This window comes from Paenibacillus sp. FSL W8-0187, assembly GCF_037969755.1.
Taxonomy (GTDB): Bacteria; Bacillota; Bacilli; order Paenibacillales; family Paenibacillaceae; genus Paenibacillus_AQ.
Window position 1 is genome coordinate 213,660 of the sequence record NZ_CP150206.1, and the last position, 15,588, is coordinate 229,247.

The window sequence follows — 15,588 nt, forward strand, 5'->3', positions numbered from 1 at the left end:
TATTATAAAATGTCAATCGCGCTTTCAATGCAGCAGATTTATTAGATAGGGGGTAATTTTCATGACAAAGCACCCGGTAGTCGTTCGGTTAAAGACGGGTCTTCACGCCAGACCGGCCGCGCTGTTCGTTCAGGAAGCGAATAAATATTCATCTGAAATCTTCGTTGAAAAAGATGATAAAAAAGTAAATGCCAAAAGTATCATGGGAATTATGAGCCTTGCGATCAGCTCTGGTACGGAAGTTTACATTAGTGCTGAGGGAGCCGACGCTGAGCAAGCGGTTACTTCACTCGTGAACTTGGTGAGCAAAGAGGAACTCGAGAACCAATAAGGGCAACCGTGATTGAAGTTTAAGAAAAGTCTTGTTACTGCAAGGCTTTTTTTGCTATCAAGCTCTGGTATTGCTGGGATTCTCGCTTGATTCTACGTACATAAGAATAGGTTTTAAGAGTAGGGGCGGAGACATCCGCCTTTTTCAATTTTGGGGCCCCCAACAAAGGATTTGGAATAAACATCGTAGCATAAGCTCCACTTTGTGGGGTTATTTTACGTTGTTTTCATAAAATTAAGCCTTCGTTTAACTTCAGTTTAACTTGTTGATATATTCTTTCCTTACAGATGGTAAATAGGGATGGAAGGGAAGAGAAACCGATGAGAGAAACGGATCATACTTCTATACAAGAAATGACGCAGGAAAAGTCGGCCGGCAGCAATAAAGCAGGTTCGCAGGCCTTCTTCCGGCTGTTGAAAGAAACGAAACCTCCGATGCTGCTGCTGATTGGAGCGATCCTGCTGAGTGTGGTATCAACCCTGATCGGACTAGTCATTCCGATGTTTACAAAGAGCCTGGTGGATGGCTTTTCCTTAACGGATATGAATCGTTCCCATATCATCGGGCTTGGCATTGCGTTTGTGTTGCAGACGATTGCCTCGGGGGTCTCGATTTTCCTGCTGAGTTATACGGGACAGAAGATGGTGGCTGCCCTTAGGGATCGGCTGTGGAAAAAGCTGCTTGTGCTGCCGATTCGCTACTTCGATCATAACCGTTCAGGGGAATCGGTTAGCCGGATGACGAATGATACAGGAGTGATCAAAAGTCTCATATCGGACCATGTGGCCGGATTCTTCAGCGGGATCATTTCTATTGTCGGTTCCATTGGGGTGCTCCTCTATTTAAACTGGAAGATGACGCTGACGATGTTTATCGTCATTCCGATTGCAGCGCTGATTCTTGTGCCGCTTGGCAAGAAAATGTATAAAATATCGCTTGGCATGCAAGATGAGACAGCTACGTTTACCGCGAATATCAGTCAGGTGTTGTCCGAGATTCGCTTGGTTAAAGCTTCTAATGCTGAGGACAGAGAGTATGAGAATGGGCATAAAGGGATTACCAATCTGCTGAATTTCGGGATCAAGGAAGGTGTGGTATCCGCCTGGATCGCGCCGCTGATGTCCTTCGTGCTGATGATGCTGCTGGTGGTGGTCATCGGGTATGGCGGACTTCAGGTATCCACAGGGGCGCTGACCGCTGGGGAGCTGGTTGCGTTTATCCTGTATCTGATTCAGATCGTGATGCCGATGACGCAGTTAACGACGTTTTTTACCCAGTTTCAGAAGGCTAAAGGAGCAACGGAGCGAATATTGGAAACGCTGGATGCAGAGGAAGAGTCCATTTCGGCCGGTACTGATGTGGTGAACGCGAATCAGCGGATGTCCATCGAGAATCTTTCGTTTGGTTACAAGCCGGATGAGCTGGTGCTGCATGATATCAGCTTTAAGATGGAGCCGGGCACGGTCACGGCCGTGGTTGGACCGAGTGGCGGAGGCAAAACGACGCTGTTCTCCATGCTGGAGCGTTTTTACCTTCCGCAAAAAGGGCAGATCCGATTGGGCAAGACGGCGATCGATACGTTCTCTTTACGCTCATGGCGCGGATTGATCGGCTATGTTTCACAGGATAGTCCAATGATTGCGGGAACCATTCGTGACAACTTATGTTATGGGATGGACCGGGAGGTTAGCGATGGTGAGATCCGAAGAGCGGCAGAAATGGCCTATGCGGATGGATTTATCGACGAGCTGCCTCATGGCTTTGATACGGATGTGGGCGAACGGGGCGTGAAGCTTTCGGGCGGACAGCGGCAGCGGGTTGCCATCGCCAGAGCCCTGCTGCGGGATCCCAAGATTCTGATGCTGGACGAAGCCACTTCCAGTCTGGATAGTCGTTCCGAGATTGAAGTGCAGAAGGCGCTCAAGAACCTCATGGCTGGACGGACGACGATTATTATCGCGCACCGGTTATCCACGGTGGTGGGAGCGAATCAGATTATTTTCATTGAAAAAGGAACGGTAACCGGACGGGGAACGCATGATGAATTGATTGAGCAGCATGATATGTATAGGGAATTTGCCGTGCAGCAGCTGCAAATGAATGAAACGATCGAGGCCTAAGGCCTAAGGGCGCCTTGAAGATGCTGGGGAAGAAGGGATGGCAACCATGGCAAAAATATTGGTAGTGGACGATGACCCGAACATCCGCGAACTCATAAAGGTGTTCCTGGAGGAAGCGGGAATGGAAGAGGTGTTCGAAGCTTCGGATGGCGTCGAGGCCTTGTCCGTCATGGACCAGACATCCGTCGATCTGGTCGTGATGGATATCATGATGCCGAATATGGACGGATGGGAGTTATGCCGGGAGATCCGGAGGAACACCGGTATTCCGGTGCTGATGCTGACGGCCAAAGGGGAGACGAGACAGATCGTGAAGGGCTTTGAGCTGGGCACCGACGATTATCTGGTGAAGCCCTTCGAGCCCGCAGAGCTCGTCGTGCGCGTCAAAGCGCTGCTGAAGCGGTATCAGGTAGCCGCATCGCAGACGGTGACCGTCGGCAAGCTGCAGATGAACCGCAGAACCTATGAGGTCAAGGCGGGTGATGAGGTTTTTACCCTGCCGCTGAAGGAGTTTGAGCTTCTCTTCAAGCTGGCCAGCTACCCGGGGAGCACGTTGATGCGTGATCGGTTGATCGAAGAGATATGGGGCTATGACTTTGAAGGGAACGAACGGACGCTGGACGTCCACGTGAATCGGCTGCGGGAGCGGTTCCCGGAGGAGAAGTACCGGTTCAGGATTCGGACGGTGCGCGGGCTGGGATATCGCCTGGAAGCAGGTGAGGGCTGATGAAAAAAACGCCTAAAATCTTGTGGAAGATCGTTCGAGAAACGCTTCAGACGATTTTGGTTTTCGCGGTCTTGGGAGCGTCATGGACGGCGGCGACTTATGTGACTCGGTTTGTTTACACCTGGACGGGAACCCCGCCGTGGGATTATGCCATCCAACTGATCGACTTGTTTGTCGGCGTGATCATTTTCTTCCTGTGCATGCTGGTCGTGGGCATGTTCTTCAAGCACCGGCAAATGGCCATGCTGAATTCCATTACGGATGCCATGCGACGGATATCGCAGGGGGACTTCAATGTAAAGATGAACGAAAATGAATGGCGCGGGGAGTTCAAGATGATCGCGAGCAGCATTAACGACATGGCCGGCGAATTGGGGCGGATGGAGACCATGCGTCAGGATTTCATCTCTAATGTGTCCCATGAAATCCAATCCCCACTTACTTCGATTCGGGGGTTTGCCCGAGCGCTCCGAAGTCCCCGCCTCACGGAGGAGAAGAGAGCCCGTTATCTGGAGATCATCGAAGGAGAGAGCCGCCGCTTGTCGCAGTTGAGTGACAATCTGTTGAAGCTGTCGTCCCTGGAAGGAGAGCAGCCGGCATTCGAAAGGGCCCGCTACCGGCTCGACGGGCAGCTGCGTGCGGTCGTCTTGGCGAATGAACCGCAATGGCTGGCGAAGCGGATTCAGGTGGATCTGGACCTAGCTGAGGTAGAGATTGAGGCAACGGAGGATCTCCTGAGTCAAGTATGGAACAATTTGCTGCACAACAGCATTAAATTCACGCCCGAAGACGGCATGATCACGATCGTGCTGAAAGCAGGAGAAGACGGGGCCGAGGTTACGATGACGGATTCGGGAGTCGGGATGTCGGAGTCGGATCAGCTGCATATATTCGAACGCTTTTACAAAGCGGACAAATCGCGCAATCGCGCCGCTGGCGGCAGTGGGCTGGGATTATCCATCGTGAAGCGGATCGTCGATATTCATCAAGGGAAGATAACGGTCCAATCCGAGCTTGGGAAGGGATCGAAATTTACGGTGATGGTACCCTATAAGCGATCTCTGGATACGAAGTAATGATTGTGCAGTGAAGGTTTGACATTAAAATTGTACGTGAAGCTGTGACATGAAGTTGGATATGAAGTTTAGATGGGCTTGGATATGAAGAATAGATGGGTTTAATGAAGTACGTGGGGAGCTGACATAAAAAGGACGCTGATCGTGTGACTCTCCTCTAGGAAGGCGGGAAGGTATAGAGGATTAGGACTGTTTCGGGGATGTTCTCAAGAAGATACTAAAGGTGTGAGGAGATGGCTGCTTACCCGCCATATCTGGAACAACTTGAACCGGATATGTCCATAGAACAGTAGAACAGGAGTAAGGGCTATGGTCGCCCCTACTCCTGTTTAAGCTGTGCGTGATGCGATATGGACAAACTCACCGAGTCGGGTTAAAGCAGGTGAATTAGCTAAAACGGTTGCGAATTTGGCGGACACCAAGGACCTTATTTGCCGAATTAAGCGCCGTATCCTAAAATAACGGACTCCAGATCCGTTATTTTAGGATTTGTTTAGGTAAATGCCACCTTTTGGAAGGAATAACGGATCCTTGGTCCGGAAGTTTCCGGAAAACCGCCATTTTCCCTCAAATAAGGTACTCTCGGTCCGTTAGCTCCACTAAAGCACCGTGCAGCCATCGCACGACCACCGCAGTCGACTCTAATTTTAATGCACATGCCATTATTAGCCGTATGATAACCGGTTAGTCTCACCCTAACGGGCTATCCTGAAGGGTCGCTGGTTACTGCATGAATCTAGTCGACAGCCCTCCAAGCCTGCCCCGGACCACACACCGTGCGCACAGGGAGCAGTGAGCACAGGGAGCAGTACGCCAGGGAGCAGTACGCACACAGGGAGCAGTACGCACAGAGAGCAGTACACACAGGGAGCAGGACAGACAGAGAGCAGTGAGCACAGGGAGCAGAACGCACAGAGAGCAGTGAGCACAGGGAGCAGTACGCCAGGGAGCAGAACGCACAGGGAACAGTACGCACAGAGAGCAGTACGCACACAAAGAGCAGAACGCACAGAGAGCAGTGAGCACAGGGAGCAGCGAGCACAGGGAGCAGAACGCCAGGGAGCAGCCCCAAGGTACATGTAGCTACACGGCAGCGGTTTGTTAAAGAAAGGTTAGCTGCGTGATTACAGCACCTTTTCCAAAAAGCTAATCGTCCGCTCATGCTTCGGTCTGCCGAACACTTCCTCTGGCGGGCCTTCCTCTACGATGTATCCGCCATCCATGAAGATCACCCGGTCCGCAACCTCGCGGGCAAAACCCATCTCGTGCGTGACAATCATCATCGTCATGCCTTCGCGCGCCAGATCCTTCATGACGCCGAGCACTTCGCCGACCATCTCGGGGTCCAGCGCCGATGTCGGCTCGTCAAACAGCATGATGTCCGGATTCATCGCCAGCGCCCGGGCGATCGCCACACGCTGCTTCTGACCGCCCGACAGCTGGCTCGGGAAGGCCTCCGCTTTATCGGAGAGGCCTACTTGCTCCAGAAGCTTTAGCCCCGTGGCACGAGCCTCGGATGCGTTCTGCTTGCCCAGCTCGACCGGGGCAAATGTAATGTTCTTCAGCACGTTGAAGTGGGGGAACAGATTAAAATGCTGGAACACCATGCCGATGTTCTGGCGCGCCTTGTTGATGTCTGTTTTAGGGTCATTGATATCCTTGTCATGCACGAATACCCTGCCTGCCGTAATGTCCTCCAGACGATTGATGCAGCGTAGGAAGGTGCTTTTACCGGAGCCCGAAGGCCCGATGACACAGACAACTTCGCCTTCCTGGACCTGCATGTTAATGCCCTTCAGCACCTCATTCGTGCCAAAGTTCTTCTTCAGTCCTTCTACGCGGATTTTATCCATGACGCACCTTCCCTTCCAGACGGCCCGAAATTTTGGTCAGAATCGTGATCACGACCAGATACATGATGGCGACCACGAGCCAGATATCAAACGAAGCGAACGTTCTTGCAATGATGATTTTCCCGGATTGGGTCAGTTCGACCAGACCGATTACCGACAGGATCGATGTATCCTTGAGCGTGATCACGAGCTGGTTAATAAAGGTCGGAATCATTACTTTGATCGCTTGGGGAATGATGATTTTCATCATGGCTTTGCGGTATGGCAGACCGAGCGAGCGGGCAGCCTCCAGCTGTCCAGGGTCAATGGATTGGATACCGCCCCGGATAATTTCCGTTACATAAGCACCGGCATTCAGGCTAAGTGTCAGGACCGCTGCCACGACCGGCGACATCGTGAAGCCGAGTGCCTGCGGAATACCAAAGTAGATGAAGAAGGCAAGGACTAGCAGCGGTATGCCGCGGAAAATGTCCACGAATACGGTTGCGATGCCTCGGAGCCATTTATTGCGTCCGACCTTCATAAAGCCGAATATCAACCCTAAGAAAAACGCGAAGAACAGCGATACGAGGGTCAGCAGCAGCGTATTGCCAAGGCCCTTCAGCAGCGAAGGCAGCGACTCCACGATCAGCCCCCAACGGCTTTGAGTCGCCGCGCTTACGGCATTTTCGCCAATGTATTTTGCCTTAATGCGATCGTACTCACCACTGGCCCTCAGGTTGATCAAGCCGGCATTGAATTTCTCCAGAAGCTCTTGGTTCTTCCCCTTGGCAACGGCAAATCCGTAGGAGGCGCCAGGCACCATATCCGTGACGATCTTCAGTCCATTGTTCTGTTCGACTCCATAAGCCAGCACAGGGAAATCGTCAAAACAGGCAACGGAATTACCGGTCCTGACATCGTCATACATCTGGGCCGAATCGTCAAAAGGCACGATGGTGAATCCGTACTTGGAGGAGATAGATTCAGCAAAGCTGTAACCCTCCGTACCCGTTTTGACGGCGACTTTTTTCCCTTTTAAATCCTCATACCCTTTGATGGACTCCTGATCCTGGCGAATGGCCATGACCACACCTGAGTCAAAATAAGGATCGGAGAAGTCGAATTTCTGCTTCCGCTCATCCGTGATGCTCATGCCGGCAATGACTCCGTCCACCTGGTTGGCTTCCAGCGCCTGAACCGCCGCATTGAAACCGAGCGGCTTGACTTCATATTTGAAGTTCTGATCTTTCGCGATCGCATCCAGAAGATCCATGTCGATACCGACAAAATTGCCGCTAGCATCCTGGAATTCAAACGGGGCAAACGTAATGTCTGTTCCGATCTGATAGGTTTTACCGGAGGCTGGCTCTGCCGCGGCGCTTGCCGCCCCGTATGGCATGCCCGCTGCCATGAGTATCAGCAGTGACATGAACGCGTATAACATCCGGAATGATTTCATAGTGACCTCCTCTTTTTAACACCGATGTAGTTAGTTACCCATGAAGGCTTCCTTATTAAACAGTTGCCGTCATCTTCATTGGGTATCTTATTGTGCTGATCCACCAATCATGCCTAGATATACCAATTAACAGGGGCGTATCAACAAAGTTAAAGAAAAATCTCAAAACACTTCGTTCCGGATGCAACATTTACCAATGCCCTCACGTTAGAAGGGTAAGGCAAGCATGGCAGCGATGCCAATATAAAGGAGGCTGACAATAATGAAAAGATGGGTCAAACAAGTAGGTTCCATCATGATTGCAGGTGCACTGTTGACTGGCAGTACGGCAGTAGTAGGATTGAGCGGGGCAACCGAGGTGCATGCGGCGGAGGCAGCACAGCAAAACCTTCTTACCGTACTCGGTAAAGGCGAGATCTCGGTGAAGCCAGATATCGTATATCTTTCCATTGGGGCTGAATCGTATGCGGAAACCGCAAAATCCGCACAGAAGAGCAATGCGCAGAAAATGGATAAGATTACGAAGATGCTGAAAGAAACATGGAAGATCGATGACAAGGATATCAAAACCGAACAGTTCTATGTACAGCCTAACTATACGTACTCTGATGATAATGGACGTAAAGTGAAGAATTACAGTGCTTATCATTCCCTGGAAGTCACTCTTCGCGACTTGAGCAAAGTCGGCGATCTGCTCGATGCAGCCTCTGATGCCGGTGCCAATTCCATTGGCAACGCCCGTTTCTCGGTCGAAAACCGTGATGCTTTTGAAGCCCAAGTGATAGATAAAGCCGTGGCAAATGCGGACCTGAAAGCTCAAGCGATGGCAAAAGCCTCCAAGCGTCAGCTGGGTATCGTGCTTAACATTGTGGAAGGTTCTGTGGGTATAGATAACATCTACGGCCTCGAAAAAATGGCGATGGAAGCACAGTCCGTTGCAGCGGACGCGGGTGCCAACACATCCGTGAAGCCGGGCGAGATCAAAATCTCGACGCAGCTGTACGTGCAATATGAGCTGAAATAGTAACTGTTTTCGACTCAGAATACTAAAAACCGTTCATCCGGGTCTTTATCGGTGGACGGTTTTTTGTGCATCCCTTTTCGAAAAATGAAATACCATTATCCGGTCCTGTATCCGTGCCTTCCCTAGATGAAATACACAGAAAAGTGTTGTGTATGGGGGGAAAACGAGGTATAGTGAATATGCGAAAAACTGAACTTTATTTAAACGTTAAAGCCATACCCATGGATATGGCTTTTTTTTTTCTTAGTAGAGATTTCTAGACGCTTCCACCCTTAAGAAACGGATTCTGCCAACCTGAGAACGATAGGCAGTATGACCGTTTCTTCTTAGTGGGGAACGTTTTTGTGCATACTGGTTAGCAGGAATGTACACATGGAATAGGTCACATTTTGAAGAAGGGGTTGATGCATGTGATTGAACTTGTCCAGATCGAGAAGCATTTTCAGGGACAAGCGGTCGTGCATCCGCTGTCGCTCTCCATTAAAGAGGGGGAATTCCTGACTTTGCTGGGCCCCAGCGGCTGCGGCAAAACGACGATTCTCCGAATGATAGCAGGATTCGAACAGCCGACCGAAGGACAGGTCTGGCTGGCGGGTCAGAATGTGACGGAAATGCCTGCGAACAAGCGGGACTTGAATCTGGTATTCCAACACTATGCTCTGTTTCCGCATATGACCGTAGAAGATAATATTGCTTTTGGGTTGAAAATGAAAAAAATGCCGCGTCAGCTCATCAAAGAGCGGGTGGACGAGGCCGTTGCCATGACACAGCTGACCGCCCTGCGGGAACGCTTTCCGCACCAACTGTCCGGCGGACAGCAGCAACGCGTGGCCATCGCCCGCGCCATCGCTAACAAGCCGAAGGTGCTGCTGCTGGATGAACCACTGGGCGCATTGGATCTGCAGCTCCGCAAAAATCTGCAGTCTGAGCTCAAGCATTTGCAGCGGACGCTCGGGATTACGTTTGTCTATGTAACGCACGACCAAGAGGAAGCCATGATGCTCTCCGACCGGATCGTTATCATGAACCACGGACGGGTAGAACAAATCGGTACGCCGCGCGAGATCTATGCGAAACCGCAAACGCTGTTTGCTGCCACGTTTGTAGGGGAGAATAACGTCTTTTCCTCGCCCGAAGGTCTTTTTGCAGTGCGGCCGGAGAAACTCATTCCGCAGCGGGAGTCGGGTGCCAGGAAGAACGGCGTGATTGAGGATGTACAGTACCTCGGCAGTGTTCATAAGCTTCTGGTCCAATTGGATGATGAACCGATGAAGGTCACGATTGCCCTGGATATCTCGGATGACCATCCTTGGGAGGTTGGTGAACGAGTCGGGGTGAACTGGAACACCAAGGATGAGGTGATCATCGGGCCATGAGGAAATCAAGGTTCCTATTGACTCCGGTGCTGCTGTGGCTATCCCTGTTCCTGATCGTTCCGATGCTAATTGTGGTCGGCATCTCCCTGCTCTCGCGGGATTCGCTGGGGAATATCGTTTTTTCCTTCAGTCTCGAAGGCTATAAAACCTTTTTTGATCCATTATATTTGGGAATTTACTGGGATACCCTGGTATTGTCGCTGCTGACTACGGTGATTTGCTTGTTAGTCAGCTATCCTTTGGCCTATTATATAGCCAACGCTTCCCCGCGTATCCAAACCTGGGGATTAATTCTAATCACCGTCCCGTTCTGGATTAACTTTCTGATCCGCACTTATGCCTGGGTTCTGCTGCTACGAACGCAAGGCGTGGTGAACAGCCTGCTGCTGTGGATGGGTTGGATCGACGAGCCGATTCAGATGCTGTATACGTATGGCGCCGTACTTCTCGGCATGGTCTATAATTTCATTCCCTTCATGGTGCTGCCGATTTACGTGGCCCTGGAGCAGATGGATAAGCGTCTGATAGATGCGGCCAGCGATCTGGGCGCTTCTAGATGGAAGGCATTCCGCCACATTACCTTGCCGCAGAGCAAATCCGGTATCATGACGGGAGCGGTTTTGGTCTATGTCTCGACTTCCGGGATGTTTGTAGTTACGGATATTTTGGGAGGCGCGAAGTCCTCCATGATCAGTAATGTTATTCAACAGCAGTTCCTGGGTGCGCGCAACTGGCCCTTTGGAGCGGCGTTGTCGGTGATCTTTGTGATCACGTCCCTGGTGCTGATCCTGCTCTTTAACCGGGCGATGCAAGCCCGCCATCAACGCGTAGGGGAGGGGAGATAAGTGAAGAAGAAGAATCACCCGCTGCTCGGGATTCACTCTTTCCTTATGATGGCTTTCATCTATGTACCGATCATCATGATCATCATCTATTCCTTTAACAACACGCGGCTTAGCGGCAACTGGGAAGGATTTACGTTAGATTGGTATGTGTCGCTATTCGAGAACCGGCACGTGATGGAAGCGCTGATGAACAGTTTGACGGTGGCGGTCATATCAACGATCGTTTCCACCCTGCTTGGAACCGCAGCGGCGCTCTCGCTTCGGAGTATGGGGCGCAGAGGTCGCAGCGGCATGAATGGGCTGCTGTATCTGCCCGTCATTATCCCGGATATTATTATGGGGCTGTCGCTGCTGGTGCTGTTCAGTCAACTGAACATGCCGCTTGGCAAGACGACGGTGATTATCGCACATATAACGTTCAGCCTATCGTATGTGTATGTCGTTGTGACAGCCAGACTGTCGGGCATGGGCAAACAGCTGGATGAGGCGGCCCAGGATTTGGGGGCTACGCCTTGGCAGACGTTCCGGCATGTTACATTGCCGCAGATTGCTCCGGGCATTATCTCCGGCGCCTTGATTGCTTTTACGCTGTCATTGGATGATTTTATGGTCAGTTTTTTTGTCGCCGGCCCAAGCTCAACGACGCTGCCGATCTATATTTACGCTCAGGTGAAGCGCGGCATCTCGCCAGAGATTAACGCGCTGTGTACGCTGCTCATTCTAGTCAGCATCACGCTGATTCTGTTAGCCCAATATATTCTTAACCGCGGCAATGGGCAAAAGAAACATAAAACATTACCGATCTAAGCTGAGATGAACGCTTTTTTCGAAATAAAACATGCAAGTGGAAAGAGAGGAGATATTGAATTGAAAAAATCAAGATGGACCCGCCTGCTGACGGCAGGCATGGTTGCGGTATTGTCTGTGGGACTCTTGGCCGGTTGCGGATCGGATAAGGAGACGCTCCACATTTACAGCTGGGCGGATAACTTTGATCCTGAGGTGCTGAAGGACTTCGAAGCGAAGTTCGACGTGAAGGTAACCTACGACAATTACGCAAACAATGAAGACCTGCTGGCTAAAATCAATGCTGGTGGCAGTGGATATGACCTCATTCAGCCGTCCGATTATATGGTGAAAACGATGATTGAATCGGAGCTGCTTGAGCCGCTTGATATGAATAATATCCCGAACTTCGTCAATCTTACGGATACTTTCAAAGACCCTTCCTATGACCCGGGCAATAAATATTCGATCGTCTACACGTCCGGTGTAACGGGAATTGCATATAACAAGAAGTATGTGAAGGACCAAATCAACAGCTGGGAAGACCTCTGGAACCCGGAATACAAGGGCAAAGTTCTGCTTCTGGATGACAACCGTGAAATGATCGGCATGGCGCTGAAGAAGCAAGGGAAATCCAACAGCAGCACGGATGAAGCGGAAATCACCGCAGCTACGGATGACCTGAAGACCTTGCTGCCGAATGTGCTTGCGTTTGATACGGATAACATCAAGCAGAAGATGATCCAAGAAGAAGGCTGGATTGCTACGGTCTGGTCCGGAGATGCGGCCTTCATTGCAGCGGAGAATCCGGATGTGGCGTATGTCGTGCCAGAAGAAGGGGCTACCATCTTCTCTGATAACTACGCGATTCCTAAGGGAGCCAAGAATAAAGAGCTGGCCGAGAAATTCATTAACTTCATGATGGAGCCTGAGGTCAGCGCCAAAAACTATGAATTCATCGGATACAGCAATCCGAACACCAAAGCGATGGAATTCCATAGCGAGGAATACCGCGCCAATACGATGATCAACCTGACAGATGAAGAGCTGGGCCGTACCGAATGGCTCGATAATGTCGGTGACTCGCTCTCGATCTATGATCGTTTATGGACCGAGCTGAAGAGCGGTCGTTAATTATAACAAGCATTTTCATATTTTTGTAATAAAAAGTCTGTCCCATTGGGGCAGGCTCTTTTTTTTGTTAGCAAAGAATAGGCCCTAAGGCCTGGAATAGGAAAAAATGTCCGATTTATGCGAATCGAACCACAACTTCGGGGCCCGTTTCGTTGTTATATATAAGGGAGGACGCAAATGATTTAAACCAGGTTTCTATGCGTTTAAATCAGGAAAAGGAGAAATCGGCTTGAGCGATGTGATGGGCTTGCTGGTTCTTGCAGGAATCGTAGCGGGCGTTGCAGCGGTGTTGTTTCTGAACTTCTTCAGGAAAAGCGCTCTGCATCTGGTGTTATTGAGTATTCACAGTGCGCTTGTCGGTATCGGATTATTTCTATTAAGTTATGCAATCCGGTGCAGCGAAATCTTGTTGTTTATGGGTGCATGAGCTCTCTTATTCGGTGTATTTCTAAGCTTAAAAGCATTCATGCAGAAAGATTAGATGAACGTATAGGTCCTACGGCATGGAATCAAAATTGTCATTGGCGTTGTTACCAATACATTGAAAGCTTTCCTTATAATGATTAAGGGTAATAGATTAACAACAAACGGAAACTTAATTTAACAAAGGTGGAGTTCTGATATGAATCCTAAATTACGTGTATGTGCATCATTAATTGCAACTAGCGTCCTGCTTGGTGGTCTGGGTTTGAGCGGACAGGTCATCGATGCAAGCGCCGCTAAGGCGCCCGTTTCCGACAGCCAAAAATCGTCAAAGAATGAAGTTGTACTGAAATGGAATGGCAAGACCCTGTCACAGAAAGGTCTCGTGCTGCACGGGGTAACTTATGTACCGGCAAACGCTTTGCGGGACGGCCTGGGGATGCCTCTTAAATATGATGCAAAAAACCGTACGTATACACTGGGTAACGGTTATAACAAACTGAGTGCCATTGTATATGCTTCAACTGAAATCGGTATTCTGGTGAATGGTTCGTATGCCGGCGAGCCTGGCGGACAGATCATCAATGGTCGTCTGTATGTGCCATTCAAAACGATCAGCGAATATATGGGTGTTCAAGGACAATGGAATCCTTCCTTGAAAACACTCAGCATGACACCAAAGAAACAGAATGATATTACCATTAAATCGGTTGCGCTGAAGAAGAAGATTCAAGGCGTGGATGCCGTTGTGAATTATCCTGTAATCAGTGGACTCGATAATGCAGAGGTCCAAGCTGAAATCAACAAAGTTTTGAAAGAAAATGCTTCCGGCGTAATCACAGGTGCTGAAGGGAATGCTGAAGAATTCCCTCCTTCGGAATCCAATCTCTCCTACGAATTCAGTGGTGACTTTGTGGTTCATTACAACCAGAACGATATCCTGAGCATTACGACGTATGATTATTCTTATACCGGCGGCGCCCATGGGATGACCTTCCGTAAAAGCTTCACCTTCTCCTTGAAGGATGGCAAGCAAATGAAGCTGGGCGATTTCATCAACATGCAGGGCAAGAATAAACAGAAGCTGAACAACCTTGTGCTGAACACGATGAAAAAAGAAGGGGGCTACCTCGGCGGATTTGAGGGCGTGCCTGCGGATGCTGATTTTTATGTGAAGGATAATGCTGCGATGCTGTACTTCCAGCTTTATGAGTACACCGCGTATGCCTATGGATTCCCGGAATTTGAGCTGAACCTGAAAGAGTGGAAGTAAGAATATACGGTAAGCGGTTTGTGTAAACTGCAATCATTTATTTTCATACTATAGCTTGTCTAGAAACATTATGTTGTCCTGATGTAACGCTGTGCTGGAACCATTGGCGGAAAATCCCTTGATCACGAAGGAGTGGAGCGCATACTCCCGCTTCCTATGATCAGGGGATTTTCGCGTTTATCGAGAGGCTTGCCTCGATGACAATTTGCATGTTTTGTACATTTTGCACACTGCTTCTGCACGGTGCGTGGCTTTCCTTTATTCCCCTCCTTTCAAGGTAAGGCAGGCCTTTTAGGAGGGGCGCCTTACCGTCTTTAGGTTTTATTGAAAAAGTTGTCCCCTCCAGTGAGAGTATCCCCGGAGGAGCAACGCGTTCGCCTTTGAAATCGGGAAACAACCTATCCATTCATTCCAGTTTCCTGATTTCAACAGCGACCGAAGGGGATACTCTCACTCTCCCGAATTGAAGTTTTCAATAAATCCCCTTCAGAGAATAAGAAAGGGCAGGCACCAGATAACGGCGCCTGCCCTTTACTTCATTTCTTTTATAAGCCTTGCGGCGGTGTATTCTCTAATACTTGATCGATCAGGCCATATTCTTTGGCTTCGTCGGCCGTCATGAAGTAGTCGCGATCGGTATCCTTCTCGATGCGCTCCAGCGGTTGGCCAGTGCGATCAGACAGGATGCGGTTCAGCTTGTCACGCATTTTGAGAATGCGGCGAGCACGGATCTCAATATCCGTAGCTTGACCCTGTGCGCCGCCGAGCGGCTGGTGAATCATAATCTCGCTGTTAGGCAGACCGTAACGTTTGCCTTTAGCGCCTGCGTTGAGCAGGAATGCACCCATAGAAGCAGCCATGCCGACACAGATCGTCGAAACGTCCGGCTTAATGAACTGCATCGTATCGAATATCGCCATACCTGCGGTAATGGAACCGCCAGGACTGTTGATGTAAAGATGAATATCCTTCTCAGGATCCTCAGCCGACAAGAACAGCATTTGGGCAATGATGGAATTGGCGACCACGTCATTTACGTCGGAGCCGAGGAAGATAATGCGGTCTTTCAGCAATCTGGAATAGATGTCGTACGCCCGCTCACCGCGGTTGCTTTGTTCAACGACCATAGGTATAAAACTCACGTGGAAAACCTCCTCTTAAGTACCTCATATAAATACT

General features: G+C 50.0%; 15 protein-coding genes. 11 read left to right on the forward strand and 4 right to left on the reverse strand.

The window, feature by feature from the left end:
* Positions 1–61 precede the first annotated feature (61 nt).
* The 4 genes from MKY48_RS01060 (at position 62) to MKY48_RS01075 (ending at position 4,254) form a co-directional block, all read left to right on the forward strand.
* A complete protein-coding gene (locus MKY48_RS01060) occupies positions 62–331 on the forward strand; it encodes an HPr family phosphocarrier protein (RefSeq protein ID WP_006207570.1) in 270 nt (89 codons plus the stop codon).
* A 353-nt stretch (positions 332–684) separates the two neighbouring features.
* Positions 685–2,451: an ABC transporter ATP-binding protein gene (locus MKY48_RS01065; RefSeq protein ID WP_339273352.1), complete on the forward strand. Its 1,767-nt coding sequence runs from the start codon at positions 685–687 to the stop codon at positions 2,449–2,451.
* Between the two features lie 46 nt (positions 2,452–2,497).
* On the forward strand, positions 2,498–3,178 hold the full coding sequence (locus tag MKY48_RS01070) for a response regulator transcription factor (protein ID WP_339269372.1): 681 nt from the start codon (positions 2,498–2,500) through the stop codon (positions 3,176–3,178).
* Positions 3,178–4,254, forward strand: coding sequence for a HAMP domain-containing sensor histidine kinase (locus MKY48_RS01075; RefSeq protein WP_339269374.1), 1,077 nt, complete (start codon positions 3,178–3,180; stop codon positions 4,252–4,254). The genes MKY48_RS01070 and MKY48_RS01075 overlap by 1 nt, the downstream gene beginning before the upstream one ends.
* 1,124 nt (positions 4,255–5,378) lie before the next feature.
* Here the strand turns inward: MKY48_RS01075 and MKY48_RS01080 are convergent.
* Both MKY48_RS01080 and MKY48_RS01085 read right to left on the reverse strand, forming a co-directional pair.
* Entirely contained in the window at positions 5,379–6,107 is a 729-nt protein-coding gene (locus MKY48_RS01080; protein WP_076326183.1) for an amino acid ABC transporter ATP-binding protein, read from the reverse strand.
* Positions 6,100–7,488: an amino acid ABC transporter substrate-binding protein/permease gene (locus MKY48_RS01085; protein WP_339273354.1), complete on the reverse strand. Its 1,389-nt coding sequence runs from the start codon at positions 7,486–7,488 to the stop codon at positions 6,100–6,102. Before MKY48_RS01085 ends, MKY48_RS01080 begins: the two co-directional genes overlap by 8 nt.
* 322 nt (positions 7,489–7,810) lie before the next feature.
* Here MKY48_RS01085 and MKY48_RS01090 point away from each other — a divergent pair, with 322 nt between their 5' ends.
* The 7 genes from MKY48_RS01090 (at position 7,811) to MKY48_RS01120 (ending at position 14,409) form a co-directional block, all read left to right on the forward strand.
* Complete coding sequence (locus MKY48_RS01090; RefSeq protein WP_076326185.1) at positions 7,811–8,572, forward strand: SIMPL domain-containing protein; 762 nt, start codon at positions 7,811–7,813, stop codon at positions 8,570–8,572.
* A 404-nt stretch (positions 8,573–8,976) separates the two neighbouring features.
* Positions 8,977–9,948, forward strand: a complete 972-nt coding sequence (locus MKY48_RS01095; RefSeq protein WP_076326186.1) for an ABC transporter ATP-binding protein — start codon at positions 8,977–8,979, stop codon at positions 9,946–9,948.
* Positions 9,945–10,793: an ABC transporter permease gene (locus MKY48_RS01100; protein ID WP_339269376.1), complete on the forward strand. Its 849-nt coding sequence runs from the start codon at positions 9,945–9,947 to the stop codon at positions 10,791–10,793. The genes MKY48_RS01095 and MKY48_RS01100 overlap by 4 nt, the downstream gene beginning before the upstream one ends.
* 45 nt (positions 10,794–10,838) lie before the next feature.
* On the forward strand, positions 10,839–11,600 hold the full coding sequence (locus MKY48_RS01105; protein WP_179090738.1) for an ABC transporter permease: 762 nt from the start codon (positions 10,839–10,841) through the stop codon (positions 11,598–11,600).
* 60 nt (positions 11,601–11,660) lie between these two features.
* On the forward strand, positions 11,661–12,713 hold the full coding sequence (locus MKY48_RS01110; RefSeq protein WP_339269377.1) for a spermidine/putrescine ABC transporter substrate-binding protein: 1,053 nt from the start codon (positions 11,661–11,663) through the stop codon (positions 12,711–12,713).
* A 229-nt stretch (positions 12,714–12,942) separates the two neighbouring features.
* Positions 12,943–13,140 carry a hypothetical protein gene (locus tag MKY48_RS01115; protein WP_339269378.1) on the forward strand — a complete coding sequence of 66 codons (198 nt, stop codon included), beginning with the start codon at positions 12,943–12,945 and terminating at the stop codon, positions 13,138–13,140.
* Between the two features lie 195 nt (positions 13,141–13,335).
* Positions 13,336–14,409 (forward strand): DUF4163 domain-containing protein, encoded by a 1,074-nt coding sequence (locus tag MKY48_RS01120; RefSeq protein WP_339269380.1) that lies wholly within the window; start codon positions 13,336–13,338, stop codon positions 14,407–14,409.
* Between the two features lie 160 nt (positions 14,410–14,569).
* Here the strand turns inward: MKY48_RS01120 and MKY48_RS01125 are convergent, their stop codons facing one another.
* Positions 14,570–14,815, reverse strand: a complete 246-nt coding sequence (locus MKY48_RS01125) for a hypothetical protein (RefSeq protein WP_339269382.1) — start codon at positions 14,813–14,815, stop codon at positions 14,570–14,572.
* A gap of 139 nt (positions 14,816–14,954) precedes the next feature.
* On the reverse strand, positions 14,955–15,551 hold the full coding sequence (gene clpP, locus MKY48_RS01130; protein WP_006207581.1) for an ATP-dependent Clp endopeptidase proteolytic subunit ClpP: 597 nt from the start codon (positions 15,549–15,551) through the stop codon (positions 14,955–14,957).
* Positions 15,552–15,588 lie beyond the last annotated feature (37 nt).

Bases quoted from the DNA above. Each gene is read 5' to 3' on its own strand.
- MKY48_RS01085 (WP_339273354.1), bottom strand. From the start codon at position 7,488: ATGCCATACGGGGCGGCAAGCGCCGCGGCAGAGCCAGCCTCCGGTAAA.
- MKY48_RS01070 (WP_339269372.1), top strand. From the start codon at position 2,498: ATGGCAAAAATATTGGTAGTGGACGATGACCCGAACATCCGCGAACTC.
- MKY48_RS01065 (WP_339273352.1), top strand. From the start codon at position 685: ATGACGCAGGAAAAGTCGGCCGGCAGCAATAAAGCAGGTTCGCAGGCC.
- MKY48_RS01080 (WP_076326183.1), bottom strand. From the start codon at position 6,107: ATGGATAAAATCCGCGTAGAAGGACTGAAGAAGAACTTTGGCACGAAT.
- MKY48_RS01095 (WP_076326186.1), top strand. From the start codon at position 8,977: ATGCATGTGATTGAACTTGTCCAGATCGAGAAGCATTTTCAGGGACAA.
- MKY48_RS01075 (WP_339269374.1), top strand. From the start codon at position 3,178: ATGAAAAAAACGCCTAAAATCTTGTGGAAGATCGTTCGAGAAACGCTT.
- MKY48_RS01090 (WP_076326185.1), top strand. From the start codon at position 7,811: ATGAAAAGATGGGTCAAACAAGTAGGTTCCATCATGATTGCAGGTGCA.
- MKY48_RS01120 (WP_339269380.1), top strand. From the start codon at position 13,336: ATGAATCCTAAATTACGTGTATGTGCATCATTAATTGCAACTAGCGTC.
- MKY48_RS01125 (WP_339269382.1), bottom strand. From the start codon at position 14,815: ATGGATAGGTTGTTTCCCGATTTCAAAGGCGAACGCGTTGCTCCTCCG.
- MKY48_RS01105 (WP_179090738.1), top strand. From the start codon at position 10,839: ATGATGGCTTTCATCTATGTACCGATCATCATGATCATCATCTATTCC.
- MKY48_RS01100 (WP_339269376.1), top strand. From the start codon at position 9,945: ATGAGGAAATCAAGGTTCCTATTGACTCCGGTGCTGCTGTGGCTATCC.
- MKY48_RS01060 (WP_006207570.1), top strand. From the start codon at position 62: ATGACAAAGCACCCGGTAGTCGTTCGGTTAAAGACGGGTCTTCACGCC.